The organism is Kitasatospora sp. NPDC052896 (assembly GCF_044547075.1).
GTDB lineage: Bacteria > Actinomycetota > Actinomycetes > Streptomycetales > Streptomycetaceae > Kitasatospora.
This window is the reverse complement of record NZ_JBITZU010000012.1, coordinates 92,809-119,605: the sequence shown is the minus strand read 5'-3', so window position 1 is coordinate 119,605 and position 26,797 is coordinate 92,809. Positions and strand designations below refer to the sequence as shown.

Sequence of the window (26,797 nt, the reverse complement as noted above, 5' to 3'; positions counted from 1 at the left end):
GTCCTACGTGGCCGGTCACTCGGCGATGGCCATCCTGTACGCCGGGCAGGCCAGTGACGCAGCGAACCCGTTCATCCTGCCCGCCGACCAGTGCCCCCACGCGGCGTTCTACCGCCCGTGGCTGATCCCGTCCGGAGACGCGGCTCAGCCGGTGCCGCCGGCCGGCGCGGTCGCCGGACTGTGGGGCACGGTCGATCGCACGCGCGGCGTGTGGAAGGCCCCGGCCAAAGTCCCCCGCCTTGGGCGATGTGAGTGTGTACCCCGTAGAACGCAGAAGGCCCTCCCGCTATCGTGGGAGGGCCTTCTCGCTGACGACCTACAGGTAGTCGGTCAGCTACAGTTGGCAACAAACCGCAGGTCAGGGCCAAACAGGTTTTGGTCGTGCGGGTCTCGCCGAGCACCACGTAGTCGGGGCTGTTGTCGGTCAGCACGTACCCGGCCTGGTAGAGCGCGGTGGTCAGGCCGGCCTCGCCGATCACGTACGCGGTGCCGCCCGGGCGCTGGCTGGCCAGGAACTTCGCGGTGGCCAGCGCCGAGGTCCAGATGCACTCCTCGGGCACGTCCAGGCCCATTCCGGAGAGCCGGGCGGCCAGGTCGCGCGGCGTGTAGATGGAGTTGTTGGTGAGCACCAGGAACGGCTTGCCGGAAGCCTTCAGCCGGCGGATGAACTCGTCCGCACCGGGGATCGGGGTGCCCTCGTGGATGAGGACCCCGTCCATGTCGGTCAGCCAGGACTCGATGGGCTTGCGCTCTGCCACGTACGTCTCCAAGAGTCTTGCGGTGGTGGTACTGGATCATGCGCCGCAGCCGCCCGCGCGCAGCAGCGCAGCACGAGCGGCGGAGCGCCGTTGGCTGCCCCGACAGGGCCAGCCTAGTTGGCCCGCGGCACCGGGTCGCACCCTCGTCCCGCCCACCGGACACCGACCCGGCGTGATGGAGTGGGGGCATGAGCACCACACCCCGCACCCCCTACCGTGTCGCGCTGATCGGATACGGGTTGGCCGGCTCCGCCTTCCACGCCCCGCTGATCGCCACCACCCCCGGCCTGCGGCTGGACGCGGTGGTCACCGCCAACCCCGAACGCCGCGAGCAGCTGGCCCGTGAGCACCCCGGCGCCCGTGCCCTGGACACCCCCGAGCAGCTGCTCGCCGAGGCGGACGAGTACGACGTCGTGGTCATCGCCTCCCCGAACCGGACCCATGTCCCGCTCGCCCGGGCCGCGCTGACCGCCGGCCTGGCCACCGTGGTGGACAAGCCGCTGGCCGCCACCGCGGCCGAGGCCCGGGCACTCTGCGGGCTGGCCGCGAGCCGGGGCACGCTGCTGACGGTCTTCCAGAACCGGCGCTGGGACGGCGACTTCCTGACCGCCCGCCGGCTGGTCGAGGAGGGCGCGCTGGGGCGGGTGCACCGTTTCGAGTCCCGGTTCGAGCGGTTCCGGCCGAAGCCGAAGGCCGGCTGGCGCGAGCTGGCCGACCCGGCCGAGGTCGGCGGCACCCTCTACGACCTGGGCAGTCACCTGGTCGACCAGGCGCTCACCCTGTTCGGGCCGGTCCGCGGCGTCTACGCCGAGGTGGACGTCCGGCGGGACGGGGCGGCGGTGGACGACGACGTCTTCCTCGCGCTCACCCACACCAGCGGCACCCGCTCCCACCTGTGGGCCTCCGCGCTGGCGCCGCTGAGCGGCCCGCGGCTGCGGGTGCTCGGCGACCGGGCCGGCTACGTCAAGCGGGGCATGGACCCCCAGGAGGCCGCGCTGCGGGCCGGCCACCGCCCGGGCGACGGCCCGTGGGGCGTCGAGGACCCGGCGCTGCACGGCCTGCTCGGCACCGACGAGGAGCGCACCCCGGTCCCCACCGAGCCCGGCGCCTACCCCGCCTTCTACGCGGGCCTGGCCACCGCGCTGGCCGCCGGCACCCCGCCGCCGGTCGACCCGAACGACGCGGTCGCCACACTGACCGTGCTCGAGGCGGCCCGCCACTCCGCCGCCACCGGCCGCACCGTCCAGCTGAACTGACCCCCTGTCGGATCCCCGCCCCGGGGTCGTACGATCAGCTGAACAGTCCGTGCCCCGGGGAGGTGACAGCCGTGCATCCGCTCGCGCTGCTCCTCGGCCTGCTGCGGCTGCTGCTCGCCGGCCCGGCCCCCGACGGCACGGTCGGGCTCACCGCGCTCGCCGCGGCCGCCACCTTGGTGCTGCTGGCCGGTGCGCTGTACGGCACGGCCGTGCTGGCCCGGTGGTTCGGCGCGCGGGCTCCGCACGCCGTCCGGGACGGCACCATCCGTCGGCGCGCCCGGCGCACCGCGTTCCTCCCGCAGCGCGATCCGGACGCCCGGGGCCGTCGTCGGCCCCGGGCACCGGGCGCGGCCCCGACGGCCGCGTAGCCCCTGCCCGTTCCACCGCTCCGCGGCCGTCCTCCGCCGCATCTCGTCCGCTCGTCAGACGCAGACCCCGGAGGGCTGTTCCCGCATGTCCGTCTTCTCGTTCCTCGACCCCGCCGTCGGCCCGGCACACGCCGTGCTCACCGCGCTCGCCCGGGTCGTCCCGGCCGCCGCCGCGATCGTGCTCCTCACCGCCGCCGTCCGGCTCGCACTCCACCCCCTGGCGCGCGCCGCCGCCCGCGGCGAGCGGGTCCGCGCCCGGCTCGCGCCGCGGGTCGCCGAGCTCAACCGCAGGCACCAGGGGCGTCCCGAGCAGCTCCAGCGGGCGCTGGCCGAGCTGTACCGCGAGGAGCGGGCGTCACCGTTCGCGGGCTGCCTTCCGATGCTGGTGCAGATGCCGTTCTCCTCAGTGATGTACCGGCTGTTCACCCGGCCCGGGTCGGATGACCTGCTCAGGCACACCCTGCTCGGCGTCCCGCTCGACAGTCACCTGGCGGACGCGCACTCGCCCGCCCGGCTCGCGGTCTTCCTCACGCTGTACGCCGCGCTGGCGGCGGTCGGCTGGGTGTCGTTCCGGCGCGCCCGGCGGGCCGCCCAGGCCGCGCCGGCGGCGCCCGGGGCCGCGATCGCGCCGTACCTGTCGTTCGGCACGGTGCTCTTCGCGGCCCTGGTGCCGCTGGCGGCCGGGCTCTACCTGCTCACCACCACGGCCTGGACGGCCGCCGAGCGGGCCTGGCTACCGGACGGTGGCGGTCAGCCGCGCGGCCAGGCCGCCAGGTAGGCGTCGATCTCGGCGGTCAGTCGCGCCTTGCCGGCCGGGTCCAGGAACGAGGCCTCCACCGCGTTCCGGGCCAGGCCGGCCACGCCCGCCTCGTCCAGGTCGAGCAGCCGGGCCGCCACCGCGTACTCGGTGTTCAGGTCGGTGCCGAACATCGGCGGGTCGTCGCTGTTGACGGTGACCAGCAGGCCGGCGTCGACCATCTGCCTGATCGGGTGCTCCTCGATCCGCTCGACCACCCGGGTGGCCAGGTTGGAGGTCGGGCAGACCTCCAGCGGGATCCGGTGCTCGCCGAGGTGGTCGAGCAGCGCCGGGTCCTGGACGGACTGGGTGCCGTGCCCGATCCGCTCGGCGCCGAGCAGCCGCAGCGCGTCCCAGACCGTCTCCGGCCCGGTCGACTCGCCGGCGTGCGGCACGCTGCGCAGGCCGGCCGCCCGGGCCCGGTCGAAGTACGGCTTGAACTGCGCCCGCGGCACGCCGATCTCCGGCCCGCCCAGGCCGAAGCTGACCAGGCCCTCGGCGCCGACCTCCAGCGCGAGCCGGGCGGTCTCCTCGGCCGCCGCCAGCCCGGCCTCGCCGGGGATGTCGAAGCACCAGCGCAGCACCACGCCGAAGTCCCGCTCGGCGCTCTTGCGGGCGTCCTCGATCGCCTCCATGAAGGCGACGTCCGGGATGCCCCGGCGGACCGAGCTGTAGGGGGTGACGGTCAGCTCGGCGTAGCGGATCTGCTGGCGGGCCATGTCCTCGGCCACGCCGTAGGTCAGCGAGCGGACGTCCTCGGCGTCCCGGACCAGGTCGACCACCGAGAGGTAGACCTCGATGAAGTGCGCGAAGTCGGTGAAGCTGAAGTAGTCGGCCAGCGCCTCCGGGTCGGCCGGAACCGCGGTGCGGCCCTCGTAGCGGGCGGCCAGCTCGGCGACCACCCGCGGTGAGGCGGAGCCGACGTGGTGCACGTGCAGCTCGGCCTTCGGCAGCCCGGCGATGAACGCCTCTATCCCTCGGGACAACGTCTTCTCCTCAACCCTCGCCAACCCGGCCCTGCATCATCGCACGGGGCGCTACCCCAGGGCGCTGGACAGGGTGTGGATCAGCAGTCCGGCCAGGGCGCCGACCACCGTGCCGTTGATCCGGATGAACTGCAGGTCGCGGCCGACGTTCGCCTCGATCTTGCGGGAGGCCTCGTCGGCGTCCCAGCCCGCCACGGTTTCGGAGATCAGCGAGGTGATCTCGGCCCGGTAGGTCTCCACCACGTACTGCGCGGCGTCCTGCAGCCAGCCGTCCGTCTTGGCCTGCAGCCGCCGGTCGGTGGCCAGCCGCCGGCCGAACGAGCGCAGCCCGTCGCGCAGCCGGCGGCGCAGCTCGCTCTCCTCGTCCTCGGCCGCGTCCAGCACCAGGGTCCGGACGGCTCCCCAGGAGGAGGCGATCAGGTCCTGCACCTCGGTCCGGGCCAGCAGGTCGGCCTTGGCCCGTTCGACCCGCTCCTGGGTCGCCGGGTCGGTCTGCAGCTCCACCGCGAAGTCGGCCAGGAAGGTGTCGATCGCCCCGCGTGCCGGGTGCCGCGGGTCGTCCCGGATCGCCGTGACGAACCGCATCAGCTCCTTGTAGACCCGCTCGCCGACCTGGTGGTCGATGAACCTCGGGGTCCAGCCCGGCGACTTGAGGGCGACCTTGTCCACCACCTCGAGGTGGTGCCCGGCCAGCCAGTCGTGCGCGCGGACGGCGACCAGGTCGACCACTCCGTGGTGGCCGCCGTCGGCGACCACCTTGCCGAGCATCCGGCCGAGCGGCTCGGCGACCTGGGTGGCGGCGGCCCGCCGGGTCACCGCCTCGCTCACCACCGCCTGGACGTCCTCGTCGCGCAGCACCGCGAGCACGCCGCGCAGCGCGGCCGACGCCTCCCGGGTGACCCGCTCGGCGCTGCCGGGCGCGGCCAGCCACTCGCCGAACCGGCGGGCGATGCCGATCGCGGCCAGCCGGCCGCGGACCACCTGGGCGGAGAGGAAGTTCTCCCCGACGAAGTCGCCGAGCGTCTTGCCGAAGGCGTCCTTCTTGGTCGGGATGATCGCGGTGTGCGGGATCGGCAGGCCGAACGGGCGCCGGAACAGCGCGGTGACGGCGAACCAGTCGGCCAGCGCACCGACCATGCCGGCCTCGGCCGCCGCCGCGACGTACCCCGTCCAGCTGCCCCAGCCCGCCGCGCCGGCCCAGGTGGCCAGGGCGTAGACCAGCGTGGCGAAGGCCAGCAGGCCGGTCGCGATGGTCTTCATCCGCCGGACGCCGCGTCGTTTCTCCTGGTCCTTGGCGGTGAACCGGACGCCCGGCGCGGTGACCGCCACCTCGTTCTCACTCTCCACCCGACCAGTCTTACCGACCGGTCGCCCTTCCACCCCCTCCGGTCCGGCGGCTCCGGGGGAGATCAGGGTCACCCCGCCCGGGGCGGGGCGACCTCGTCGGTCGGCCCGGTCAGCCGGCCGGGCCGGCCGATCCGTCAGCCAGTCGGCACCTGGCCGTACATCCGGGCGATCACCTCCTCGATGGCCGGCTCGCGCACCGAGAGGTCCAGCAGCGGGTAGCGCTCGGCCACCGCGGCGACCAGCGGGGCCGCGCTCTGCCGGGCCGGGAAGGCCAGCCACTGCCGGGCGCCCTCGACCTTGACCACCCGGGCACCGGGCAGCTCGATCGGCGGCGCCGGCCGGACCAGGTCGACCACCAGGGTCCGCTCGCTGCCGCCGACCGCGTGCAGGCCGGCGAGGTCGCCGTCGTGCACCAGCCGGCCGTGGTCGATCACCATCACCCGGCCGCAGAGCTGCTCGATGTCGGTCAGGTCGTGCGTGGTGAGCAGCACGGTGGTGCCCTGCGCGTTGACCTCGCGGAGGAACTCCCGCACCCGGGTCTTGCTCACCACGTCCAGCCCGATGGTCGGCTCGTCCAGGTAGAGCACCCGCGGGTCGTGCAGCAGCGCGACGGCCAGGTCACCGCGCATCCGCTGGCCGAGCGAGAGCTGCCGGACCGGGGTGTCGAGCAGCGGCCCGAGCTCCAGCAGCTCGACGCAGCGGTCGAGGTTGGCCCGGTAGCGCTGGTCCGGGATCCGGTAGATCCGGCGGGCCAGTTCGTAGGAGTCGCGCAGCGGCAGGTCCCACCAGAGCGTGGTGCGCTGCCCGAAGACCACCCCGATCCGGCGGGCCAGCCGGACCCGGTCGCGCGCCGGGTCCACCCCGGCCACCCGCAGCCGGCCGCCGCTGGGCACCAGGATGCCGGTGAGCATCTTGATCGTGGTGGACTTGCCGGCGCCGTTCGGCCCGATGTAGCCGACGCACTCGCCGGCCGTCACGGTGAAGCTCAGCCCGTCCACCGCGCGGACCTCGCGGCGGGTCCGGCGGAACCGGCCGGCCTTCGAGCGGATGGTGAACGTCCTTGCCACGTCGTCGAGTTCGATCAATGCCATGGTCTGCTCCTCACGATGGGTGGGACCGGTCAGTTGCCGGCGCCGCGGTAGGCCCGCAGCCCGGCCCGCCAGGCGAGCCCGGCGACCAGCACGCAGCAGGCCGCGGCCACCGGCGAGGCGAAGCGGAACGCGGACGGCAGCCCGAGCGGGTCCGGGCGGCCGAGGATGTGCAGCAGCGGGAGCCAGTTGACGAAGGCCAGCGGGATCCCGAAGGTCACCCCGGCGACCAGCTCCTTGGCGAAGACTGTCGGCGGGTAGTGCAGCAGCACCCCGCCGCCGTAGGTGAAGGAGTTCTGCAACTCCGCGGCCTCGCCCCACCAGAACTGCAGGGTGGCGCCGACGACGAAGAGCGCTCCGAAGATCACCGTGCCGCTGGCCAGCAGCACGGCCAGCAACAGCACCTTGTCCCAACTCCAGTGGACCGGAAGCACGTTCACCGACCAGCCGAGCACCACCAGTGCCTGGAGCGGGCGGCCGAGCCGGCGCAGCGTGAACCGCTCGGCACAGATCTGGGAGAGCGCCGGGGCGGGCCGGATCAGCATCACGTCCAGGGTGCCGGCCCGGATCCGCGCACCGAGCGCGTCCACCGAGCCGACCAGCAGGTCGGCCGTGCCGAGCGCGAAGCCCGACGTTCCGTAGAGCAGGGCGAGTTCGGGCAGGGTCCAGCCGCCGAGCGTGTCGGTGTGCCGGAACATCAGCAGCACCACCACGAACTCCAGGGAGTTGGTGCAGAAGTTGGCGGCCAGCATCAGCGCGAAGGAGGCCCGGTAGGCCAGCGCGGCCCGCATCCACATCGCGGCGGTCAGCCGCCACGAGCGCACCGCCCAACCGGCCCGGACCGCGAGGGAGTCAGCCACCCTGGACCACCACCTTCCGGGTGGCCAGCCGTTGCCCGGCCCGTCCGACGGCCAACAGCAGGACGGCCCAGAGGAGTTGGAAGCCGAGACCGTCGAACGCGGCCCAACCGGTCCTGCGCTCGAGGAAGATGTCGCTGGGCACCTGGATCAACGCCGCGAACGGCAGCAGCCCGGCGAGGGTGCGCAGCGCGTGCGGGAAGAGCGCGATCGGCAGCAGCATGCCGGAGAAGAACATCCCGGCCACCAGCATCAACGCCCTGACCCCGTCGGAGTCGTGCAGCCAGAAGCCGGTGATCGAGACCAGGAAGCGCAGCCCGAAGCTGGCCACCACGGCGAGCAGTACGGAGAGCAGGAAGAGCGGCCAGGTGGTCGCCGAGCGCGGCAGCCGGGCGTGGAAGGCCAGCAGCCCGAAGGCCATCGGGACCAGGCCGCGGGCCAGCAGCTGGAATCCGGCCCGGCCGAGGTCGGTGGCCAGCCACCAGCCCTGGAAGTCCACCGGCCGGTAGAGGTCGACGGCGATGTCGCCGGTGCGGAACCGCTCCTGGAGTTCGTCCTGGAAGCCGCCGCCCCAGACCGCGACCACCACCAGCAGCGACTGGCTGACCCAGATGTAGGTGACGGCCTGGGCGGTGTCGTAGCCGCCGAGGCCGGGTCTGGCCCGCCACAGGGCCAGGAAGGTCGAGGCGAGGATGACGCCGAAGACCGTGTTGGTGAAAGCTCCGGCCACCGTCGCCGCGCGGTATGTCGAGTAGCGGCGGAACGCGCCGTGGGCGATGGCCAGGTAGAGCCTGGCCGACGTTGCCATCATTATCTCCTTATCGACATTTCTGCGGGGCGACCGCCGCCCCGGACGACAGCACCAGCACGGCCCGCCGCAGCCGGATGCAGCCCGACGCGAGTACGCGCGGGCGCGCCCGACAGCCCCGACCGGTGGGCACCGGGGGGCCGGGCGCCGGGCGAGGCTGGGCGGGTATGCGGTTGTGTCGAACCACCGTAGCGGCGGCGACGGCGGCGTGCAGGCGATTTCCGGGCGGGGGGCACGGCGGCGGAGCCGGTCCGATATTCACGGAATTCTGCGACAAATCACCCATAATCCCCCTCATGACCCTGGAGCCGCACCCGCAGCCGCACCCGGACGCCCCGGATGCGCCGCAACGGTCCGGCGTGCCGCCCCGGCACCGCGGCCCGCACCGCCGCGACCGGCGCCGCGCCAGACGCCACGCGCGCCGGGCCGCGCGCCGGGCGCTCCCCCTCCGCCGCCGGCTGATCCCCACCTGGCGGCTGCTGCTCGGCACCACCGTCGGGCTGCTCCTGCTGGGCGCGGCGGCCTTCATGACGCTCTACCGGATGGTTCCGATCCCCGACCCGAAGGCCCACGCGCTCGCCCAGGGCAACATCTACTACTGGTCCGACGGCCGCAGCGAACTGGCCCGCACCGGTGCGGTGAACCGCGAGAACGTCCCGATCGACCGGATCAGTGCCGACACCCGGCACGCCGTGGTCGCCGCCGAGGACCGCAGCTTCTACCAGAACAACGGCATCGACCTGAAGGGCATGCTGCGCGCCGCCTGGAACACCCTCACCGGCCGTGGGCTGCAGGGCGGTTCGACGATCACCCAGCAGTACGTCAAGAACTACTACCTGACCCAGGACCAGACCCTCACCCGCAAGCTCAAGGAGGTCTTCATCGCGCTCAAGGTGGACCGCGAGGAGAGCAAGGACACCCTGCTGGCCGGCTACCTCAACACCAGCTACTTCGGCCGCAACGCCTACGGCGTCCAGGCCGCCGCGCGCGCCTACTACGGCGTCGACGCCAGCGCGTTGAACTGCGCCCAGGGCGCCTACCTGGCCGCCGTGCTGCAGGCGCCGAGCAGCTACGACGTCCGCACCGCCACCCCCGGCAACCGTGACAAGGCGATCGCCCGCTGGAACTACGTGCTGGACGCCATGGTCGACCGGCACTGGCTGGACCCGGCCGCCCGAGCACCCCTCACCTTCCCCGAGCCGCTCGACCCGCAGCCCGCCGCCGGGCTCGGCGGCCAGGCCGGCTACCTGGTGCAGATCGCCGACGACTACCTGGCCGCCACCGGCACCCTGGACGCCGCCACCCTCCGGGCCGGCGGCTGGCGGATCACCACCACCTTCGACAAGGCCCGCCAGGACGCCTTCGCGGACGCCGTCCACCGGCAGCTCCACACCGTGCTCAACCCGGCCGCGCGCCCCGGCAGCGACACCGACGTCCGGGTCGCCGGCGCCTCGGTGGAGACCACCAGCGGGCAGATCGTCGCGGTCTACGGCGGCCCGGACTACACGACCCAGCCGTACGACGACGCCCTGCGTCAGGACAATCCGATCGGCTCCACCTTCAAGCCGATCGAACTCGCGGCCGGCCTGAAGGGCGGTCACCACACCCAGGACGGCAGGGCCATCACGACCGAGACGGTCTACGACGGCGACAGCGAACGCGACGTGGTCGGCGGCCCGACACCCTACGCCCCGGCCAACGAGGGCGACGTGGACTACGGCCCGATCACGCTGCGCCAGGCGATGGTGAAGTCGGTCAACGCGGTCTACGCGCAGGAGGGCGTGGACGCCGACCTGGCCGACGTCCGGCGCACCGCGATCGCGCTCGGCATCCCGGAGAACGTCCAGGCGATGCGCGCCGACGACACCTCGATGACGCTGGGCACCGCCACCCCGAGCGCGCTCGACCTGGCCGCGGTGTACGCGGCGCTGGGCAACCACGGGCAGGCGATCACCCCGTGGGCGGTCAGCGCGATCGACCGGGTCGGCCGGCGTGACGGGCTGCCCCGGCTGCCCGGCCACCCGGCCCGCGCCGCGCTCGACCGGGGCACCGCGGACGCCGTCACCGGCGTGCTGCAGGACGTGCTCGGCCCGGCCGGCACCGGCGCGACGGCCGCCGCGCTGGGCCGACCGGCGGCGGGCAAGACCGGCACCACGGACCAGAACCTGTCCGCCTGGTTCGCCGGCTACACACCCCAACTCGCCACCGCGGTGGGCCTGTTCCGCGAGAATCCGGTGACCCACGGCAAGCTGTCGCTGAACGGCACCGGCGGGCTCGCCCGGGTCAACGGCGGGGCGTTCCCGACCGCGATCTGGACCGCGTACATGAGCGCGGCGCTGGCGAGGACACCCGTGGCGGCCTTCGACCTCCGGCCGAGCGCGGGCAACCAACGGCCCGCCTCGTCCCCCACACCGCACCCCGCCGCGCCCCCGCGGCCGAGCGCCAAGCAGCCGGCCGTCCCCGGCAAGCCGGCGCACCCCGGGACCGGCGGGCCGGCCCGGCCGCCGCGCCCGGCCGCCCCGGCGTCGCCGACGCGGCCCGCGCCCGCGCAGCCCTGAGCCCGGGACGGGCGTACCGTCCCGGGCTCGCGGCCCGCCGGGGCTCGGCTCTCCTGCCTCAGTCGCCGCTTCCCCCACCGGATCCCGGCTCGCCGACCACTTCCTCGCCGACTACTTCTTCGCGTTCAGCGCGTTCAGCGCCTCCTTGAGCTCGTCGGCCGCGTGCTGCAGGTTCGCCCTGGTCTTGTCGTCGAGCATCATGCGGTGCTCCGAGCCCTTCGCCGGCCCGTTCTGCAGGGCGGGCAGGGACGGGGTCGTGACCGGCAGGCCGAGGCCGCTCAGCAGGTTGGTGATGGTCGACAGCAGGGCGGAGATCAGCGCGGTCAGCGCGCCCGTGTTGGGGAGCGTCGGCAGCGCCGTGGGGAGCGCGGTGGGGAGCCCCGTCGGCAGCCCCGTCGGCAGCCCCGTGGGCAGCGAGGGCAGCGTCGGGAGGGTGATGCCGGGGATGGTCGGGAGGGTCAGCCCGGGCGCGAGCACCCGTCCGCCCGGCTGAACGGGGTGCGCGCCGGGCACCGAGGCCGGGGCGACCGCGGCGGTGGCCGCCGTCGCCGACCGGACCAGCCCGGGGGTGTCGGAACTCGCGGCCTGGGCGGCGACCGCCACCGTGACCGCGCTCAGACTGAGTGCCGCGGTCAGCGCCGCGGCCTTCCATATGGCACGCATGGGAATTGGGTCTCCTCGCGGGTGGGGAGTGGGGGAACAGGCGTACGCCTTGCTCCACACGTTGGGCCAGCCCACCCGGCCCGGCCACCTCGCTTACGCCGAACGTGCGGCACCCGAGTGCCCCGCGCGGCGGCTCGTCCCGGCTCCGAACCGCCGTCCGACCCGCCCCGGTCACCTCGACCGACCTCGCGGGCGTCGACGCCGACCACGACATCCGCCCCGGTACCGGCGACGGGCGGGGCCACCTCGCCGGCGGTAGCCTGGGATGGCACGCCGGCGGCGACTGGAAGGGCTTCCACGCCATGGCGGCGGGCGACTTCCTCGGCACCGGCAAGGCCGACCTCGCGGGCATCGACGCCGAGCACGACATGCGCCTCCACGCCGGCCACGGCACCGGCCACCTCTCCGGCGGCTCGCCGACGTGGCCCACCGGCGGCGACCGGGCCGGTTCCCGAACCGACCGGCGCGTACCGTCCGTCCGTCCCCGTTCCCCGCTCATCAGGAGAGCCCCGTGCCCCGCCGCTCCGCGCGCCGCCGTGCCCTGTTCCGCGGTTCGGCGGGGCTGCTCGCCTCGCTGGCCGTCCCCTTCTGCACGGCCGGTCCGGCCCTCGCGGCCCAGCCGGCCACCGGCGCCGCCACCGTGCGACTCACCCAGGCCCCCGCCGCGCACCAGCTGTACCCGCGCGACCCGGCCACCAACAGCGCGACCGTGCGGATATCCGGTCAGGTGGAACAGGGTGACGCCACCGCGGTGCGGCTGGACGTCGCCCGGGACGGGCAGCAGCTCTCCAGCACCACCGTCCCGGTCGACGGCAGCGGCAGGACCTTCTCGTTCTCACCCGAGATCCAGGCCGGTCCGCACGGTTACTCGTTCTCGCTGTACTCGGTCGGATCGGCCACCACGCTCCAGGACTCGTGGCCGGACGTCGTCGCCGGCGACGTCTACCTGGTCAACGGCCAGTCCAACTCGACCGCCCGGCAGCGCTACGACATGACTGTGGCCAACAGCAGTGCCGGCGACCAGTCGCCCTGGGTGCGGACCTTCGGCTCGTCCACCGGCGACCCGACCGCCTCGACCCGGGACGACACCTGGCAGGAGGCCCAGGGCGACGGCTACCAGGCCTCCGGCGTGGTGGGCCAGTACGCGGTCCGGCTGGGCGAGCGGATCGTCACCACCTACGGCGTCCCGGTCGCCATCCTGACCGGCGGCCAGGAGGCCATGCCGATCTCGTTCTTCCAGCCCACCTCGGGCGACCACGCTGACGCGAACTCCAACTACGGCCGTCTGCTGGACCGGACCGCCCGGGCCGGCGTACGGAACCAGGTCCGCGGCATCCTCTGGTACCAGGGCGAATCCGACAACGACAACGTCGCCGCGCAGACCTCGGGCTTCGACTCCCTGGTGAGCGCGTGGAAGTCCGACTACCCCGGCCTCCAGCACATCTACCCGCACCAGATCCGCAACGGCTGCCAGCTGCCCTCCGGCGCCGAGCAGCCCTCCTACCAGGAGCGGGACGCCCAGCGCGAGTTCGGCGACATCCCCGGCGTAACCGTGCTCTCCACCACCGGTGTTGGCAACCAGGGGCCGGACAACTGTCACTACTACTACCACGGTGGTTACCAGACCCTGGCCGACCACGACTTCGCGACGGTCGCGCACGACTTCTACGGCGGCAGCTCGGTCGCCAGCACCCCGCCGAACCCGCTGAAGGCCTGGTTCTCCAACGCGGACCACAGCCAGATCACCATCGCGCTGCGCAACACCACCGACCACCTGAACATGCCGTGCGGCCCGACCGCTGACTTCATCGTCAACGGCAGCTCCGCCACGGTCACTTCGGTCGCGGCCGCACCCGGCGAGATCGCCCTGCGGCTCAGCGGGCCGGCCACCGGCGCCACCGGCATCAGCTACGTCGGACACGACGGCGCGGGCCCGTGGATCACCAACGACAACGGCACCGGCCTGCTGGCCTTCTACGACCTGCCGTTCGCGGCGGACCACCTCGACGCCTTCCCGGCCGCCGCCCCGAACTGCCTGCCGGAGCCCGGGAGCACCGCACGCACGGTGGCCGGCGACCTCGACGGCGACGGCATCCTCGACACCGGCACCAGCCCCCCGAGGTGACCCGCCGGCGGCGACCGGATCACCCACTGATCCGCTGCCCCCGGACCGACCGTCGGTACCCCCGGCGGCCGGCCCGCGGTCGCGGCCCACCAGGATGGCGGCATGCCCTCACGCCTCACCCGGCTCCTCCACGTCTTACCGGCCACGGTCCGGTGGTCGCTCCTGCCGGCCGCGCTGCTCGCCTGCCTCGCGCTCGTCACCTGGTCCGGGGCGACCTGGGAGCCGCCGGTCACCCCGCCCGAGCCGCGGGGTCAGGTCGCGGACCACTGCCGGGCGCTGGCCGCGGCACTGCCCGCGACCGTCCAGGGCCACCGCCGCACCAGCCCCACCGCCTCGCCGTACGTGGCGGTCTGGAGCAGCTCCCCCCGTACGGTCCTGCGCTGCGGAGTCCCCCGCCCGAAGTCCCTCGGGGTCTGGGCGAACCGGATCGCCCCCGGACCGTACGTCTCCGGCGTCCAGTGGTACATCGAGAAGGACGGCCACGGCGGCTACCGCCTCACCGTCACCCAGCGCAGTGCCTACGTCGAACTGAGCGTCCCGGCCGGTGCCTACCCCAACTACTCCGACCCCCTCGTCGACCTCTCCCCGCCCATCGCGGCGACTCTCGAGACTTACGGTCACCTCGGCCCCACCGACGACTCCTGACGCCCGTCCGGAACGCGGGCACCTGGAGCACCGCCGGCCGACGTGGCCGGAACCGTCCGTGACGCCCACCGGCCACCTCGGCCGTCGGGCGTCACGGCGCCCGGCCGCCTCACCCCGATGTGCCCACGTAGGCCGCGAGGTGCTCGCCGGTGACGGTGGAGCGGGCGGCGACGAGGTCGGCGGGCGCGCCCTCGAAGACGATCCGGCCACCGTCGTGGCCGGCGCCGGGGCCGAGGTCGACGATCCAGTCGGCGTGTGCCATGACCGCCTGGTGGTGCTCGATGACGACGACCGACTTGCCGGAGTCGACGAGCCGGTCGAGCAGGCCGAGCAGTTGCTCGACGTCGGCGAGGTGGAGGCCGGTGGTCGGCTCGTCCAGGACGTAGACGCCGCCCTCCTCGGCCATGTGGGTGGCCAGCTTGAGCCGCTGCCGCTCGCCGCCGGACAGCGTGGTGAGCGGCTGGCCCAGGGTGAGGTAGCCGAGCCCGACGTCGGCGAGCCGGCCGAGGATGCGGTGCGCGGCCGGCGTGCGCGCCTCGCCGGCGCCGAAGAACTCCTCGGCCTCGGTCACCGACATCGCGAGCACCTCGCTGATGTCGCGGCCGCCGAGGTGGTGGTGCAGGACCGACGCCTCGAACCGCTTGCCCTCGCACTCCTCGCAGGGGGTCGCGACGCCGGCCATCATCGCCAGGTCGGTGTAGATGACGCCGGCGCCGTTGCAGGTGGGGCAGGCGCCCTCGGAGTTGGCGCTGAACAGCGCCGGCTTCACGCCGTTGGCCTTCGCGAACGCCTTGCGGATCGGGTCGAGCAGTCCGGTGTACGTCGCCGGGTTGCTCCGTCGCGAGCCGCGGATCGCGCCCTGGTCGATCGACACCACGCCCGTACCGGCCGCCGCCGAACCGTTGACCAGCGAGCCGTGCACGAGCGAGCTCTTGCCGGAGCCGGCGACACCGGTGACGACGACCAGCACCCCGAGCGGGATGTCGACGTCGACGTCGCGCAGGTTGTGCGTCGTCGCACCGCGGATCGGAAGCGTGCCGGTGGGCTCGCGCACCGTCTCCTTGAGGGCGGCCCGGTCGTCGAAATGGCGACCGGTGGTGGTGCCGCTGGCCCGCAGCCCCTGGACCGTGCCCTCGAAGCAGACCGTCCCGCCTGCGGCACCGGCACCGGGGCCGAGGTCGACGACGTGGTCGGCGATCGCGATCACCTCCGGCTTGTGCTCCACCACGAGCACCGTGTTGCCCTTGTCCCGCAGTCGCAGCAGCAGGTCGTTCATCCGCTGGATGTCATGGGGGTGCAGGCCCGTGGTGGGCTCGTCGAAGACGTAGGTGGTGTCGGTGAGCGAGGAGCCGAGGTGGCGGATCATCTTGACGCGCTGCGCCTCGCCGCCCGACAGCGTGCCCGCCGGCCGGTCGAGCGAGAGGTAGCCGAGGCCGATCTCCACGAACGAGTCGAGGGTCTGCCGCAGTGACGCGAGCAGCGGCGCCACCGAAGGTTCGTCGAGGCCGCGGACCCATGCGGCCAGGTCGCTGATCTGCATCGCGCAGGCGTCGGCGATGCTGATCCCGCCGATCCGCGAGGACCGGGCCGCCTCGCTGAGCCGGGTGCCACCGCATTCGGGGCAGGCGGTGAAGGTGACCGCCCGGTCCACGAACTCCCGGACGTGCGGCTGCATCCCCTCCCGGTCCTTGGCGAGGAACGACTTCTGGATCCGCGGGATCAACCCCTCGTAGGTCATGTTGATGCCCGCGATCTTCATCCTGGTCGGCTCGCGGTGCAAGAAGTCGTGCAGCTCCTTCTTGGTGTACCCGCGGATCGGCTTGTCCGGGTCGTAGAAGCCCGAGGCGCTGTAGAGCCGGTAGTTCCAGCCGCCGGGCTTGTAGCCCGGGATGGTGAGCGCGCCCTCGGCCAGCGACTTGGAGTCGTCGAAGAGCTGGGTGAGGTCGATGTCGGAGACCGCGCCCCGGCCTTCGCAGCGCGGGCACATGCCGCCGGTGCGGGTGAAGGTCACCTTCTCGGTCTTGGCGGCGCCGCGTTCGACCGTGATCGCCCCGCTCGCCCGGATCGACGCGACGTTGAAGGAGAACGCGTTGGGCGAGCCGATGTGCGGCTTGCCCAGTCGGCTGAAGAGGATGCGCAGCATCGCGTTGGCGTCGGTGGCGGTGCCGACGGTGGAGCGGGGATCGCCGCCCATCCGCTGCTGGTCGACGATGATCGCGGTGGTCAGCCCGTCGAGCACGTCGACCTCGGGCCGCGCCAGCGTCGGCATGAAGCCCTGCACGAAGGCGCTGTAGGTCTCGTTGATCAGCCGCTGCGACTCCGCGGCGATCGTGTCGAACACCAGAGAGCTCTTGCCCGAGCCGGAGACGCCGGTGAACACCGTCAGCCGGCGCTTCGGGATCTCGATGCTGACGTCCTTGAGGTTGTTCTCGCGCGCGCCGTGCACGCGGATCAGATCGTGGCTGTCGGCAACGTGCGGCGCGGGCGACCGCGTGTCCGCCTTCTTGGCCTTGCTCATCGTGTCTCCATCTGTTGGGCGGGGACCGCCTCCGCGGTCCCCGCCGGGGTCGCCCGGCGCGGTCCGACCAGCTGCGAGCAGTGCGTCTGGGTCTCCATTGTCGGCACGGTCCACGGCAACGGTCCGCCGTCCACCTGATCGGCGGTGCCGGCCGGGGTGTGGCCCAGCCCCAGCCGGACGGCCCGGACGCCGGCCGGGTCGCACGCACCGCGCTGTCCACCACGGTCACGCCAGCCGCGGCGCGGTGACCGCGCTTCTCCGTGCCTGATCGGTCTGGTCGCCGGTTTCGCCACGTACGACGCATCCCCGCCGTCACGCGCGCCACGTCATCAGGTACCGCCCGGTACGTCGACGCCGACCTCGTTCTGGCGATTGGCCTCCGCAAGATCTTTAGGCGAGGACGGGAACAATCCCGTGTGTGCATGGCACGCCGAACGGCGCAAGCGAAAGGCCGCAGGCAACCCTCTGGACGACTACGACCCCGAGGTGTCCGCGCGGGTCACCGGCCGAGGCGTTCCGAAGGACTGGCCCTTCTGCAAGTGCGGCAGGGCCACGTGCCCCGACGCCGATCACATGACCGCCGAGGCGATCACCCGCCTGTTGGTCAACGCCCGAGCTTTGAGAGGCGAGCAGGATGCCGCGTGACACCCCCACCCGGACGGACGACTGCCCTGTCTGTGTCGAACTGGACGATCAGGCAACACGGGCCCGGGAGCAGTTCGACTACTCGACGCTCACGGACACCCGGGTACTGCGGTACAACCACCGCGTAGCGGAACCCTGTAAGCGGGTCGGAACGTGATCGCCGAGCCGGCCGCGCCGGACCGCGACCAGCACGACCGGGGCGAACGTGAAGCACCCCCGTTGCAGCCTGCCGAGTCGGGAACCACGGCGCGGCTGCGGGAGGCGGTCCGGCAACTCAACCAGGAGAGCCAGCGCTGGCGCCCGTAGCCCCCGCCCCGGTCGTCCCGGCCCTTGGACAGGTCGAGCGGTCGGGGCGGGTCCGGCAAGTGCACGACGGTCCAGGGAACCCTGTGGTCGAGACGACGATCCTCAGGGCCGGCCGGGGTTCGAACGCTTCGGGCTCACGGTCACCCCGGCTGGGCGGACGGTCTGGCTGGACCACCCGGACATCCCGGCTCGTGCGCGGGTTCTACCGGGCCGGTGATCCGCAGACGCCCAGGCCCAGGGAGGCCCTGGTGGCACGCATGGCGGCTCGGGCCCGGGCGGCGCCGCGCGGGGTGGCCGCCGCGCCGCCGCCGACCGCGACCGTGCGGCCGCCGAGACCGGCGCACGGGCGGCAGATGCCCGGTTGGGGCACGGGGTCGTGACACTCGGGGCACTCGGGGGGCCGGGCCGCGGCGGGGGCAGGGGCCGGCACGTGGACGGGTGGCATCTTGCGCTCCAGGCGGTCGCGGAGCATGCCGACCGGGGAGTACACGACCGCCGGCAGGCCGGACAGCAGGGCCTGAGCCAACTCGCCTGTGGTGCGTCCGCGTTCGAGCCACTGCGCGACCAGGGGCGCCAACTCCAGTGCCTCGGCCGCGCCGAGGCGCAGGCGCGGCTCGGGCCTGAGCACCCGGTACAGCGTCAGCGCGGCGGGCGAGTTGGTCAACTGCTCGGCGGGGAGGGTGGGTTCTTTCACCGGTTTCTTTACCGGAGGGAGGACGGCCGGGCGGGCCTTCGCCCCGCCGGGGTCCGGAGGGTCGGCACTCGGCGCTGCCAGCTGCGGGGTGTCGAAGACGTGGGACTCGGAGCGGAAAGTGCCGTCCGGCAGCCGCAGCCTGTCGACCCGGTAGTAACCCGCGTCGGTGAGTTCCTTGAGGGCCCGGCGGATCGCGCCGCGACCCTGCGGGCTGGTGTCGGCCATCGCCTTGCCGTCCTCGCGCCAGCCGTCCGGGCGGGAGAGGAGGTCGGCCAGCAGGCCGCGGGCAGTGTAGCTGAGCCGACGGTCCTGGAGCAGGCCGTTCGGTAGGACGGTGAAATGCTGCGCCTGGGCGCTACGATGGACACGCATTGGGAGTTCGGTCTCCTAGTGCCTGGCCCCGGGGTGTTGCTGCACCGCCGGGGTCATCAGCGTTCTGCTGGATAGACGCACGGAACGTAGCACGCGGACTGCGCGAAGCCCCCGGGATCGGGCGAGCGGTCGCCTCATGTATGACTTCTGATCAAGTTGGCTTGCCCAGCGGCGACTTGTGCGGGAATCACGGTCCGAAAAGGACGGAATCACGATGCGGGGCCTGCTCGACGGCAAGGTCCGGCGGGGCGGTACCCGTCTCTCCGTTCGCGCTGTGGCCCGTGCAAGGCGAGGCCCCCTCCCGGTCATCCAGGAGGGGGCCTCGCGCCGCCGGGGAGGTCAGAGGTAGAGCCCGGTCGAGCCCTCCGAGTCCTTCAGCCGTTCGGCCGCCACCGCGTGCAGGTCGCGCTCGCGCAGCAGGATGTACGTCGCGCCGCGGACCTCGACCTCCAGCTTGTCCTCCGGGTCGTACAGCACCCGGTCGCCGGGCTCCACCGACCGGACGCTCTGCCCGACCGCGACGGCCTCCGCCCAGGTGCACCTCTTCGACAGCTCGGCGGTGGCCGGGATCAGGATGCCGCCGGTCGAGCGGCGCTCGCCCTCGCCGGCCTCGGTCCTGACCAGGACCCGGTCGTGCAGCATCCGGATCGGCAGCTTCTCGCCCAGCCGGTCATGGCGGGTCGGCTCGTGCCGGTCCCGCGGTTCGTTCTGCTCGTCGTTCACACTCACGCCCCGACCGTACCTGGCGCGACCGCCCGGTGGGGCGCCGGCCCGGAAGACGGGCCGGCGCCGTCGGTACCGTCAGCGCTTCCGCTTGCGGGCCGAGGCGACCAGCAGCACCACGCCCACGCCGACCAGCGCGACCGGCACGATCCGCTCCTTGCGCGGCGCGCCCTTCTCGTCGACGAACTCCGCCTTGATCCGCTCCAGCCCCCGGCTGGCGTCGGCGTACGCCCGGCCGAGCTTCTGCTCCACCGAGGCCAGCGTCCGCGCCCGGACCTGCGCGGCCACCGTGGTCGGGTGCACCCGCATGGCCAGCTCGTCCAGGGTCTCCGCCAGCTGGGCGCGGGTGCGGGTGATGTCCGCCTCGATCTCGGCGGTGGTCCGCACCGCACCGTCCTTCGTCCTACCCTCGCCCACCCGGGCCACCTCACTCGCCTCTCGTCACGGTCTGCTTCCGGATCAGTCTGTCAGCTCCGGTGCCGAGCCGCGCAGTCCCACCCACCATCAGAGGTAGGTTTGCGGTGGCACGGCCACCAGATCCAGCACGAGGAGAGAGTCACCGTGAGCGAGCGCCTCCAGCCCGGGGACACCGCCCCCGCCTTCACCCTGCCCGACGCCGACGGCAAGCAGGTGTCCCTCGCCGACCACCTCGGCCGCAAGGTGATCGTCTACTTCTACCCGGCCGCCCTCACCCCCGGCTGCACCACCCAGGCCTGCGACTTCACCGACAACCTGGCGGTCTTCGCCGGCGCCGGCTACGACGTCATCGGCATCTCGCCGGACAAGCCCGCCAAGCTCGGCAAGTTCCGCGAGACCGAGAACCTCGAGGTGACCCTGCTGGCCGACGAGGACAAGCAGGTCCTGGCGGCGTACGGCGCGTACGGCGAGAAGAGCCTGTACGGCAAGACCGTGGTCGGCGTGATCCGCTCGACCGTGATCGTCGACGAGGAGGGCAAGGTCGAGCGCGCCCTCTACAACGTGAAGGCCACCGGGCACGTCGCCAAGCTGCTGCGCGACCTCAAGGTCGAGACGGCCTGACCGAGGACGCCGCGCGGCCCCGGCGCTCGCCGGAGCCGCGCCGCGCTCACCCCGGCAGCCCGACCGCGCGCTCCCCGCTGCGGCGCTGCTGGATCACCACCGCCACCACCAGCAGCGCGCCCTGCGCGACGTTCTGCCAGAACGCGTTGATCCCCTCCACCGTCAGCCCGTTCTCCAGCGCGCCCAGCAGCGCCACCGCGAGCAACGTGCCGCCGACCCCGCCCTTGCCGCCCTTGAGCGCGCAGCCGCCGAGCGCCGCCGCCGTGATCGACTGCAGCTCCAGCCCCTCGCTGCCCGAGGTCGGCTGCCCCGAGCCGGTCCGCGCGGTCAGCAGGATCCCGGCCACCGCCGCGACCACGCCCAGCAGGCTGTACACCGCGATCAGGTACTTGTTGATGGCGATGCCGGCCAGCCGGGCGGCCGTGTCGTTTCCGCCGATCGCGTAGAGGTTGCGGCCGATGTCCGTGTACTTCAGCATCACGTGCACCGCCAGCGCGACCACGATCAGTATCCACACCATCACCGGCAGCGCGGCGATCTTCCCCCGGCTGAGGAAGACGAAGACGCTGTTGTTCAGCACGTATCCCTGAGCCGCGCCGTTCGAGAGCAGCTGGGCCACGCCCTTGTACGCGGCGAGGCCGGCCAGCGTGGCGATCGTCGCGTTCACCCGCCCGTAGACGATGATCACACCGTTCAGCACCCCGACCGCAGCGCCCATCACGAGCGCCACCGCGATGCCCAGCACGGCGCTGGAGCCGGTCGAGGTGAAGACCATCGCGCTGACCACCGAGTACAGGCCGGCCTGCGAGCCCACCGAGATGTCCAGGCCGCCGCAGATGATCACGACGGTCTGCACCACGGCCAGCACCCCGCTGATCGTCACCGCCTCGGCGATCACCTGGATGTTGGTCCAGCTCAGGTAGTTGCCGTTCAGCGAGCCGAAGAGCGCCAGCATCACCGCCAACGCGCCGATCAGACTGAGGTTCTGCCCGCCGACGGCGGCGAGCAGGCCGCCGGCCCGCCCGCCGCGACGCACCGGCACGGCCTTCTCGGACACGGTCGTGGTACTCATGCCGTCCTTCCTTCGTCACGCGACCCGGTCGGCACGCCCGACACCAGGTCGTCGGCCATCGCGAGCGCGAGGATCCGCTCCTCGGTCGCCTCGGCTCGGCTCAACTCGCCGGTGATCCGGCCGTTCTGCATCACCACCACCCGGTCCGACAGCCCCAGCACCTCGGGCAGTTCGGAGGAGATCACCAGCAGGGCGACGCCCTCCTTGGCCAGGTCGGCGATGATCTGGTAGATCTCCGCCTTGGCCCCGACGTCGATCCCACGGGTCGGCTCGTCCAGGATCAGCACCTTCGGCCGGCGGGCCAACCAGCGTGCCAGTACCACCTTCTGCTGGTTCCCGCCGGACAGCTTGCGCACCTCGTGCTCGATCGACGGCGTCCGCACCCGCAGCCGGTCCGCGTACTCCTGCGCCAACTCCCGTTCCGCCGACCGCCGGACGAACCGTCGGCGGCGCAGCCGGTCCAGCACCACCAGTGAGGTGTTCTCGCGGATCGAGCGGTGCAGGAAGAGCGCCTGCGCCTTGCGCTCCTCGGGCGCCAGGCCGAGCCCCGCCCGGATCGCCGCCCCGGGCCCACCATGACCCAACTTCTGTCCATCCAGGAGGACTTCGCCACTGCGGATCGGACGGTCGCCGGCCAGCGCGAGCGCCAGCTCGGACCGGCCCGCCCCGATCAGCCCGGCCAGGCCCACCACCTCGCCGGCCCGGATCCGCAGGCTCACCCCGGTCACGTCGTCCGTGCTCACGTCCCGCACGTCCAACACCACCCGGTCGGTGGCGACCTGTTGGCGGACGAACATCGCCGACAGGTCGCGGCCCACCATCAGCCGGACCAGATCCGCCTCGTCCGCCTCCGCCGCGGCCAGCACCCCGGCCACCGATCCGTCCCGCAACACCGCTATCCGGTCGGCGAGTTGGAAGATCTCCTGCATCCGGTGCGAGACGTAGACCACCGCCACGCCGTCCGCGCGCAGCCGGCGGATCAGCGCGAAGAGCGCCGCCACCTCCTGCTCGGAGAGCGAGGAGGTCGGCTCGTCGAACGCGATCACCCTCGCCTCACCGGTCAACGCCCGCATGATCTCAACCAGTTGGCGTTGGGCCGGGGTCAACTGGGAGCCCAGCAGGTCCGGGTCGAGTACCCGGTCGAAGCCGAGCCGGTCCAGGTCGGCGGCGATCCGGCGGCGCAGCTCGGCCCGGTCCAGCCGGCGGCCCGAACGGTGGGGCAGCGCACCGGCGTAGACGTTCTCGGCGACCGAGACGTGCGGGATGATCTCCGGCTCCTGCGGGATGATCCGGATGCCGGCCGCCCGCGCGTGGGCGGGAGTCGGCAGTGCCAGCTCGACGCCGTCGAGCAACACCGCTCCCTCGCTCGGCTGGTGATCTCCCGTCAGGATCTTCAGCAGCGTGGACTTGCCCGCGCCGTTCTCCCCCATCAACGCCGTGACCTGGCCGGCCGGGAACTCCAGGCTCACCCCGTCCAGCGCCCGGACCGCGCCGAACCGCTTGCCGAGGCCGCGCACGGCGGCACCCGCGTTCACCTCTGTCGCCGTCATCCCGGCCTCAGCTGCACTGCAGGCCGGACGCCTGCCAGTCGGACGGATCCACCATCGCGGTGGGCGCGTCCAACTCCTGCGGGAACGGCTTGCCGTTCCTCAGCCGGTCCACCATGGTCTGCACGGCCAGCGCGCCCACGTCGCTGCCGTTGATGAAGAGCGCCGCCTTCATCCCGGACGGCTTGCCGCTCCCCCAGTCCTTGCAGGCCAGGTAGGCGCCGAGACCGATGCCGATCACGTTGTCGGGGGTCACCCCGGCGTTCTGCAGCGCGGTGATGCCGCCCTGCACGTTCTCGTCGTTGCAGCCCCAGACCACCCAGTGCTTGACGCCCGGGTTCGCGGTGATGGTCGCGGCGACCTTGTCCTGGGCGCCGGTCGGGGTGTTGTCGGTGGCCACGTCGATGTTCTGCACGCCGGCGCCGCCCCCGGCGGCGAACGCGGCCTTGGCGGCGTTCACCCGGTCGCCGCAGACCGTCACGTCCTGCTGCCAGGCGGAGATGGTCCGGGTGTCGGCAGCCGCCCAGCCGGCGTCCTTGTACTCCTCGGCCGCCCGCTGGCCCACCTGGGTGCCCATCTGGGTCCCGCTGAACCCGATCCGCGGCACCAGCGCGGACGCCGGGCACTTCGACGGGTCGGGACCGGTCGCGCAGACCTGGTCGTCCGAGGTGAGCAGCGCGACCTTGGCGTCCTTGGCGGTCTGCACCACCTGCGGCCCGACGGACGGGTCCGGCACCACCACGATCAGCCCGTTGGTCTTCTGCGCGATGGCCGACTGCTCGGCGCTGACCGTCTGGTTGGCGTCCGTCCCGAGGTTGACCACGTTGAGGCTGACCCCCAGCTGGGCCGCCTTCGCCTTCGCCCCGGCCGCCTCGCCGACGAAGTACTCCTGGTCCCCCTGTTTCTGCAGGTAGGTGATCGATATCTTCCCGGTCACCTTGGCCACGTCGTCCGAGGCGGAGGCGCCGGTGCTCTCCTGCCCACTCGAACAGGCGGCCAGCCCCAACACGGCCAGCAGGCCGACAGCAGCGGCCGCCCGACGACGACGGTTGTGCGAGGTGCTCATAAGGCGGACGCTCCTTCAGCTCACAATCAATCAGAACCAAACATGATCGAACGCATCGTGGGATATGACACCCTCAGACTCCCCTCCCGTCAAGGGTTTCCGCACACATCCGCACAGGTCGCGACAGAACTGTTGTCCGATGTACACCGACAAGGCGGTCGCGGGAGTGGATCTGCCGAGCCGACAGGCCCCTGGTGGCCCACCGGAACTGTGGTGACGAAGCAACCGACGGGCCAGTAGCATGACGGGGTCGGTGGATGCGCGGTCTTGGCGGAATTGGCAGACGCCCTGGCTTTAGGTGCCAGTGAGGGAAACCTCGTGAGGGTTCGAGTCCCTCAGGCCGCACCAGCACAGCGAACGAAGGCTGCCCGGAGCGACACGCGCTCCGGGCAGCCTTCCTCGTTCTTCGGTTCGAGTGTCAGCCCAGCAGTTCGCTGACGATCGGGGCGAGCGCGCGGAAGGCCTGGCCGCGGTGGCTGATGGCGTTCTTCTCCGCGGCGGTCAGTTCGGCACAGGTGCGGCTCTCGCCGAGGGGCTGGAGGATCGGGTCGTAGCCGAAGCCGCCGTCGCCGGCCGGGGCGGTGCGGAGCTCGCCGAGCAGGCGGCCCTCGACGACGCGCTCGGTGCCGTCGGGGAGGGCGAGGGCGGCCGCGCAGGCGAAGTGGGCGGCGCGGTGCGGGGGCGCGATGTCGGAGAGCTGGGCGAGCAGCAGCTCCAGGTTGGCGCGGTCGTCACCGTGCTTGCCTGCCCAGCGGGCGGAGAAGACGCCGGGGGCGCCGCCCAGCACGTCGACGCAGAGGCCGGAGTCGTCGGCGACCGCCGGCAGGCCGGTGGCGCGGGCCAGCGCGTGCGCCTTGAGCAGGGCGTTCTCGGCGAAGGTGACACCGGTCTCGGGCACGTCGGGGATCTCGGGATAGGCGTCGGCACCGACGAGTTCGAAGTCGAGGCCGGCCGCGCCGAGGATGGCGTGCAGCTCGGCGACCTTGTGCTGGTTGCGGGTGGCGAGGACGAGGCGTCGGGGGGTGCTCATGGTTCCCCAGTATCCCAAGTCGGCGGCGCCCCGGGTCAGCCGGCGCAGACCTTGGTCAGGTTGCCGGCGGCGGAGCTGAGCGGGCCCAGGTCGGGCGCCTTGTTCTGGTCGATCGCCTGCTGCACCAGGTCGGCCTGCTTCTGCAGGTCGTCGACGGCGTTGGTGACGTCGGAGCTGCTGGCGTTCCTGTTGAGCTTGTCGATGTCGTTCCTGAGGTTCTGCATCGCCTTGCCGGCCGCCGCCGGGTCCTGGTCGGCCTTGTTGTAGGCGCTGCCGAGCTGACCGATGTCGCCGCCGATCCGCACCGCGGTGCTGCCACAGTCGATGGCCTTCTGGGTGGCGGAGCAACTGACGGCGCTGAGCGGGAGAACGACGAGCAGCGCGGCCACGGCGAGGGTGGCGGGACGGGTGACGCTGGCCGGCATCGGGTCCTCCGGGGAAGGCGGCGGAACGGTCCGTCAGGGACGACACCCGCGCGACGGCCGGCGGTTCCCGTACGGGCCTGTTCCCGGCCAACCTACGGGACGGTTCGCGGACCTGTACAGTCCGGACGGCGGCGCGCAACTGACCGCGCGCCGGTTGCGGCGGCACCCGTGCGCCGCCGCGAACCACGTGCGGGATCAGCCCTCCAGGGCCTTGCACTGGATCTCGTCGAGCTCGGCGCAGCCGAGGGTGCCGAGGTCGAGCAGCTGGTCGAGCAGGGCACGGTCGAACGGCGCGCCCTCGGCGGTGCCCTGGACCTCGACGAAGCGGCCGTCGGAGGTGCAGACGATGTTCATGTCGGTCTCGGCCCGGACGTCCTCCTCGTACTGGAGGTCGAGCATCGGGACGCCGTCGATGATGCCGACGCTGACCGCGCTGACGCCGCCGGTGATCGGCTGGCCCTTGGCGCGCAGCAGCTTCTTCTCGCGGGCCCAGGACACCGCGTCGACCAGGGCGACGTAGGCGCCGGTGATCGCGGCGGTCCGGGTGCCGCCGTCGGCCTGCAGGACGTCGCAGTCGAGCACGATGGTGTTCTCGGCCAGCGCGCGGTGGTCGACCACGGCGCGCAGCGAGCGCCCGATCAGGCGGCTGATCTCGTGGGTGCGCCCGCCGATCTTGCCGCGGACCGACTCGCGGTCGCCGCGGGTGTTGGTGGCGCGCGGGAGCATGGCGTACTCGGCGGTGACCCAGCCCTCACCACTGCCCTTGCGCCAACGAGGGACGCCCTCGGTGACGCTGGCGGTGCAGAGGACCTTGGTGTCGCCGTAGGAGACGAGGACGGAGCCCTCGGCGTGCTTGCTCCAGCCGCGCTCGATGCTGATCGGGCGGAGCTGGTCGGGGGTGCGGCCGTCGATGCGTGACATAGCGCCTGAGCGTAGCCGTTCCGGCCGTACCGGACGTACCGCCCACCGGGATCGCCGGAGCCGGCGACGGGGGGGGGGGGGGCCCCCCCCCCCCCGGGGGGGGGGGGGGCGGGGGGGGGGGGGGCGGGGGGGGGGGGGGGGGGGGCCCCCCCCCCCCCAAAAGCGAAAAAGAGCGCCCCGCGGGG

At 72.9% G+C, this 26,797-nt stretch carries 23 protein-coding genes, 1 tRNA gene and 1 pseudogene; 8 read left to right on the top strand and 17 right to left on the bottom strand.

The genetic code is table 11. The features are described 5' to 3' along the window. Window positions 1-380: 380 nt before the first annotated feature. Window positions 381-758, bottom strand: a pseudogene (locus ACIGXM_RS23540) (TIGR01457 family HAD-type hydrolase); the annotation flags it as partial. Window positions 759-946: 188 nt separating this feature from the next. Between ACIGXM_RS23540 and ACIGXM_RS23535 the strand changes: the two are divergent. The 3 genes from ACIGXM_RS23535 to ACIGXM_RS23525 all read left to right on the top strand — a co-directional run bounded on the left by ACIGXM_RS23535 (window position 947) and on the right by ACIGXM_RS23525 (window position 3,160). After that, the gene (locus ACIGXM_RS23535; protein ID WP_396563935.1) at window positions 947-2,014 is read left to right on the top strand and encodes a Gfo/Idh/MocA family oxidoreductase; all 1,068 of its coding nucleotides are present in this window, start codon (window positions 947-949) and stop codon (window positions 2,012-2,014) included. A gap of 71 nt (window positions 2,015-2,085) precedes the next feature. Next, complete coding sequence (locus ACIGXM_RS23530; RefSeq protein ID WP_396563933.1) at window positions 2,086-2,382, top strand: DUF6412 domain-containing protein; 297 nt, start codon at window positions 2,086-2,088, stop codon at window positions 2,380-2,382. Between the two features lie 85 nt (window positions 2,383-2,467). Beyond that, window positions 2,468-3,160 carry a YidC/Oxa1 family membrane protein insertase gene (locus ACIGXM_RS23525; protein WP_396563931.1) on the top strand — a complete coding sequence of 231 codons (693 nt, stop codon included), beginning with the start codon at window positions 2,468-2,470 and terminating at the stop codon, window positions 3,158-3,160. Here the strand turns inward: ACIGXM_RS23525 and ACIGXM_RS23520 are convergent. From ACIGXM_RS23520 to ACIGXM_RS23500, 5 genes are all read right to left on the bottom strand, one after another. After that, window positions 3,133-4,164, bottom strand: a complete 1,032-nt coding sequence (locus tag ACIGXM_RS23520) for an adenosine deaminase (protein WP_396563929.1) — start codon at window positions 4,162-4,164, stop codon at window positions 3,133-3,135. The two genes, ACIGXM_RS23525 and ACIGXM_RS23520, sit on opposite strands and share 28 nt — an antisense overlap. A 51-nt stretch (window positions 4,165-4,215) precedes the next feature. Then, complete coding sequence (locus ACIGXM_RS23515) at window positions 4,216-5,583, bottom strand: DUF445 domain-containing protein (RefSeq protein WP_396563927.1); 1,368 nt, start codon at window positions 5,581-5,583, stop codon at window positions 4,216-4,218. A 62-nt stretch (window positions 5,584-5,645) separates the two neighbouring features. Further along, window positions 5,646-6,602, bottom strand: a complete 957-nt coding sequence (locus tag ACIGXM_RS23510) for an ATP-binding cassette domain-containing protein (protein WP_396563925.1) — start codon at window positions 6,600-6,602, stop codon at window positions 5,646-5,648. 29 nt (window positions 6,603-6,631) lie between these two features. Next, window positions 6,632-7,459, bottom strand: a complete 828-nt coding sequence (locus ACIGXM_RS23505) for an ABC transporter permease (protein ID WP_396563923.1) — start codon at window positions 7,457-7,459, stop codon at window positions 6,632-6,634. After that, the gene (locus ACIGXM_RS23500; RefSeq protein ID WP_396563921.1) at window positions 7,452-8,264 is read right to left on the bottom strand and encodes an ABC transporter permease; all 813 of its coding nucleotides are present in this window, start codon (window positions 8,262-8,264) and stop codon (window positions 7,452-7,454) included. The genes ACIGXM_RS23505 and ACIGXM_RS23500 overlap by 8 nt, the downstream gene beginning before the upstream one ends. 296 nt (window positions 8,265-8,560) lie before the next feature. On the opposite strand from ACIGXM_RS23500, the gene ACIGXM_RS23495 reads away from it, so the two are divergent. Then, on the top strand, window positions 8,561-10,822 hold the full coding sequence (locus ACIGXM_RS23495) for a transglycosylase domain-containing protein (RefSeq protein ID WP_396563919.1): 2,262 nt from the start codon (window positions 8,561-8,563) through the stop codon (window positions 10,820-10,822). A 111-nt stretch (window positions 10,823-10,933) separates the two neighbouring features. Here ACIGXM_RS23495 and ACIGXM_RS23490 read toward each other — a convergent pair whose 3' ends face one another. After that, window positions 10,934-11,485: a hypothetical protein gene (locus ACIGXM_RS23490; protein ID WP_396563918.1), complete on the bottom strand. Its 552-nt coding sequence runs from the start codon at window positions 11,483-11,485 to the stop codon at window positions 10,934-10,936. 511 nt (window positions 11,486-11,996) lie between these two features. Here ACIGXM_RS23490 and ACIGXM_RS23485 point away from each other — a divergent pair. Together ACIGXM_RS23485 and ACIGXM_RS23480 are read left to right on the top strand one after the other, a co-directional pair. Continuing rightward, on the top strand, window positions 11,997-13,610 hold the full coding sequence (locus ACIGXM_RS23485; protein WP_396563916.1) for a sialate O-acetylesterase: 1,614 nt from the start codon (window positions 11,997-11,999) through the stop codon (window positions 13,608-13,610). A gap of 102 nt (window positions 13,611-13,712) precedes the next feature. Next, complete coding sequence (locus ACIGXM_RS23480) at window positions 13,713-14,255, top strand: DUF3515 domain-containing protein (protein ID WP_396563914.1); 543 nt, start codon at window positions 13,713-13,715, stop codon at window positions 14,253-14,255. Between the two features lie 109 nt (window positions 14,256-14,364). On the opposite strand, the gene ACIGXM_RS23475 is transcribed toward ACIGXM_RS23480, so the two are convergent. The 4 genes from ACIGXM_RS23475 to ACIGXM_RS23460 form a co-directional block, all read right to left on the bottom strand. Continuing rightward, complete coding sequence (locus ACIGXM_RS23475; protein WP_396563913.1) at window positions 14,365-16,773, bottom strand: ATP-binding cassette domain-containing protein; 2,409 nt, start codon at window positions 16,771-16,773, stop codon at window positions 14,365-14,367. 1,153 nt (window positions 16,774-17,926) lie between these two features. Next, window positions 17,927-18,790, bottom strand: coding sequence for a hypothetical protein (locus ACIGXM_RS23470; RefSeq protein WP_396563911.1), 864 nt, complete (start codon window positions 18,788-18,790; stop codon window positions 17,927-17,929). A 339-nt stretch (window positions 18,791-19,129) separates the two neighbouring features. Continuing rightward, window positions 19,130-19,432, bottom strand: a complete 303-nt coding sequence (locus ACIGXM_RS23465) for a GroES family chaperonin (protein ID WP_396564042.1) — start codon at window positions 19,430-19,432, stop codon at window positions 19,130-19,132. Window positions 19,433-19,591: 159 nt separating this feature from the next. Beyond that, window positions 19,592-19,930, bottom strand: a complete 339-nt coding sequence (locus ACIGXM_RS23460; RefSeq protein WP_396563909.1) for a DUF3618 domain-containing protein — start codon at window positions 19,928-19,930, stop codon at window positions 19,592-19,594. Between the two features lie 144 nt (window positions 19,931-20,074). On the opposite strand from ACIGXM_RS23460, the gene bcp reads away from it, so the two are divergent. Then, a complete protein-coding gene (bcp, locus tag ACIGXM_RS23455) occupies window positions 20,075-20,551 on the top strand; it encodes a thioredoxin-dependent thiol peroxidase (RefSeq protein ID WP_396563907.1) in 477 nt (158 codons plus the stop codon). 46 nt (window positions 20,552-20,597) lie between these two features. Here the strand turns inward: bcp and ACIGXM_RS23450 are convergent, their stop codons facing one another. From ACIGXM_RS23450 to ACIGXM_RS23440, 3 genes are read right to left on the bottom strand one after another with little or no spacing between them, the layout of a single operon-like run. Continuing rightward, window positions 20,598-21,623 (bottom strand): ABC transporter permease, encoded by a 1,026-nt coding sequence (locus ACIGXM_RS23450; protein ID WP_396563905.1) that lies wholly within the window; start codon window positions 21,621-21,623, stop codon window positions 20,598-20,600. Beyond that, complete coding sequence (locus ACIGXM_RS23445) at window positions 21,620-23,173, bottom strand: sugar ABC transporter ATP-binding protein (protein WP_396563903.1); 1,554 nt, start codon at window positions 23,171-23,173, stop codon at window positions 21,620-21,622. Before ACIGXM_RS23445 ends, ACIGXM_RS23450 begins: the two co-directional genes overlap by 4 nt. Before the next feature lie 7 nt (window positions 23,174-23,180). Further along, the gene (locus ACIGXM_RS23440) at window positions 23,181-24,236 is read right to left on the bottom strand and encodes a substrate-binding domain-containing protein (protein ID WP_396563901.1); all 1,056 of its coding nucleotides are present in this window, start codon (window positions 24,234-24,236) and stop codon (window positions 23,181-23,183) included. Between the two features lie 261 nt (window positions 24,237-24,497). Between ACIGXM_RS23440 and ACIGXM_RS23435 the strand changes: the two genes are divergently transcribed. Further along, window positions 24,498-24,584 (top strand) — tRNA-Leu (locus ACIGXM_RS23435). Window positions 24,585-24,654: 70 nt separating this feature from the next. On the opposite strand, the gene rdgB is transcribed toward ACIGXM_RS23435, so the two are convergent. The 3 genes from rdgB to rph form a co-directional block, all read right to left on the bottom strand. Then, entirely contained in the window at window positions 24,655-25,266 is a 612-nt protein-coding gene (gene rdgB / locus ACIGXM_RS23430) for an RdgB/HAM1 family non-canonical purine NTP pyrophosphatase (protein WP_396563899.1), read from the bottom strand. A 35-nt stretch (window positions 25,267-25,301) separates the two neighbouring features. Continuing rightward, window positions 25,302-25,691 carry a hypothetical protein gene (locus ACIGXM_RS23425; RefSeq protein ID WP_396563897.1) on the bottom strand — a complete coding sequence of 130 codons (390 nt, stop codon included), beginning with the start codon at window positions 25,689-25,691 and terminating at the stop codon, window positions 25,302-25,304. A 195-nt stretch (window positions 25,692-25,886) separates the two neighbouring features. Continuing rightward, the gene (rph, locus tag ACIGXM_RS23420; protein WP_396563895.1) at window positions 25,887-26,612 is read right to left on the bottom strand and encodes a ribonuclease PH; all 726 of its coding nucleotides are present in this window, start codon (window positions 26,610-26,612) and stop codon (window positions 25,887-25,889) included. Window positions 26,613-26,797: the final 185 nt, after the last annotated feature.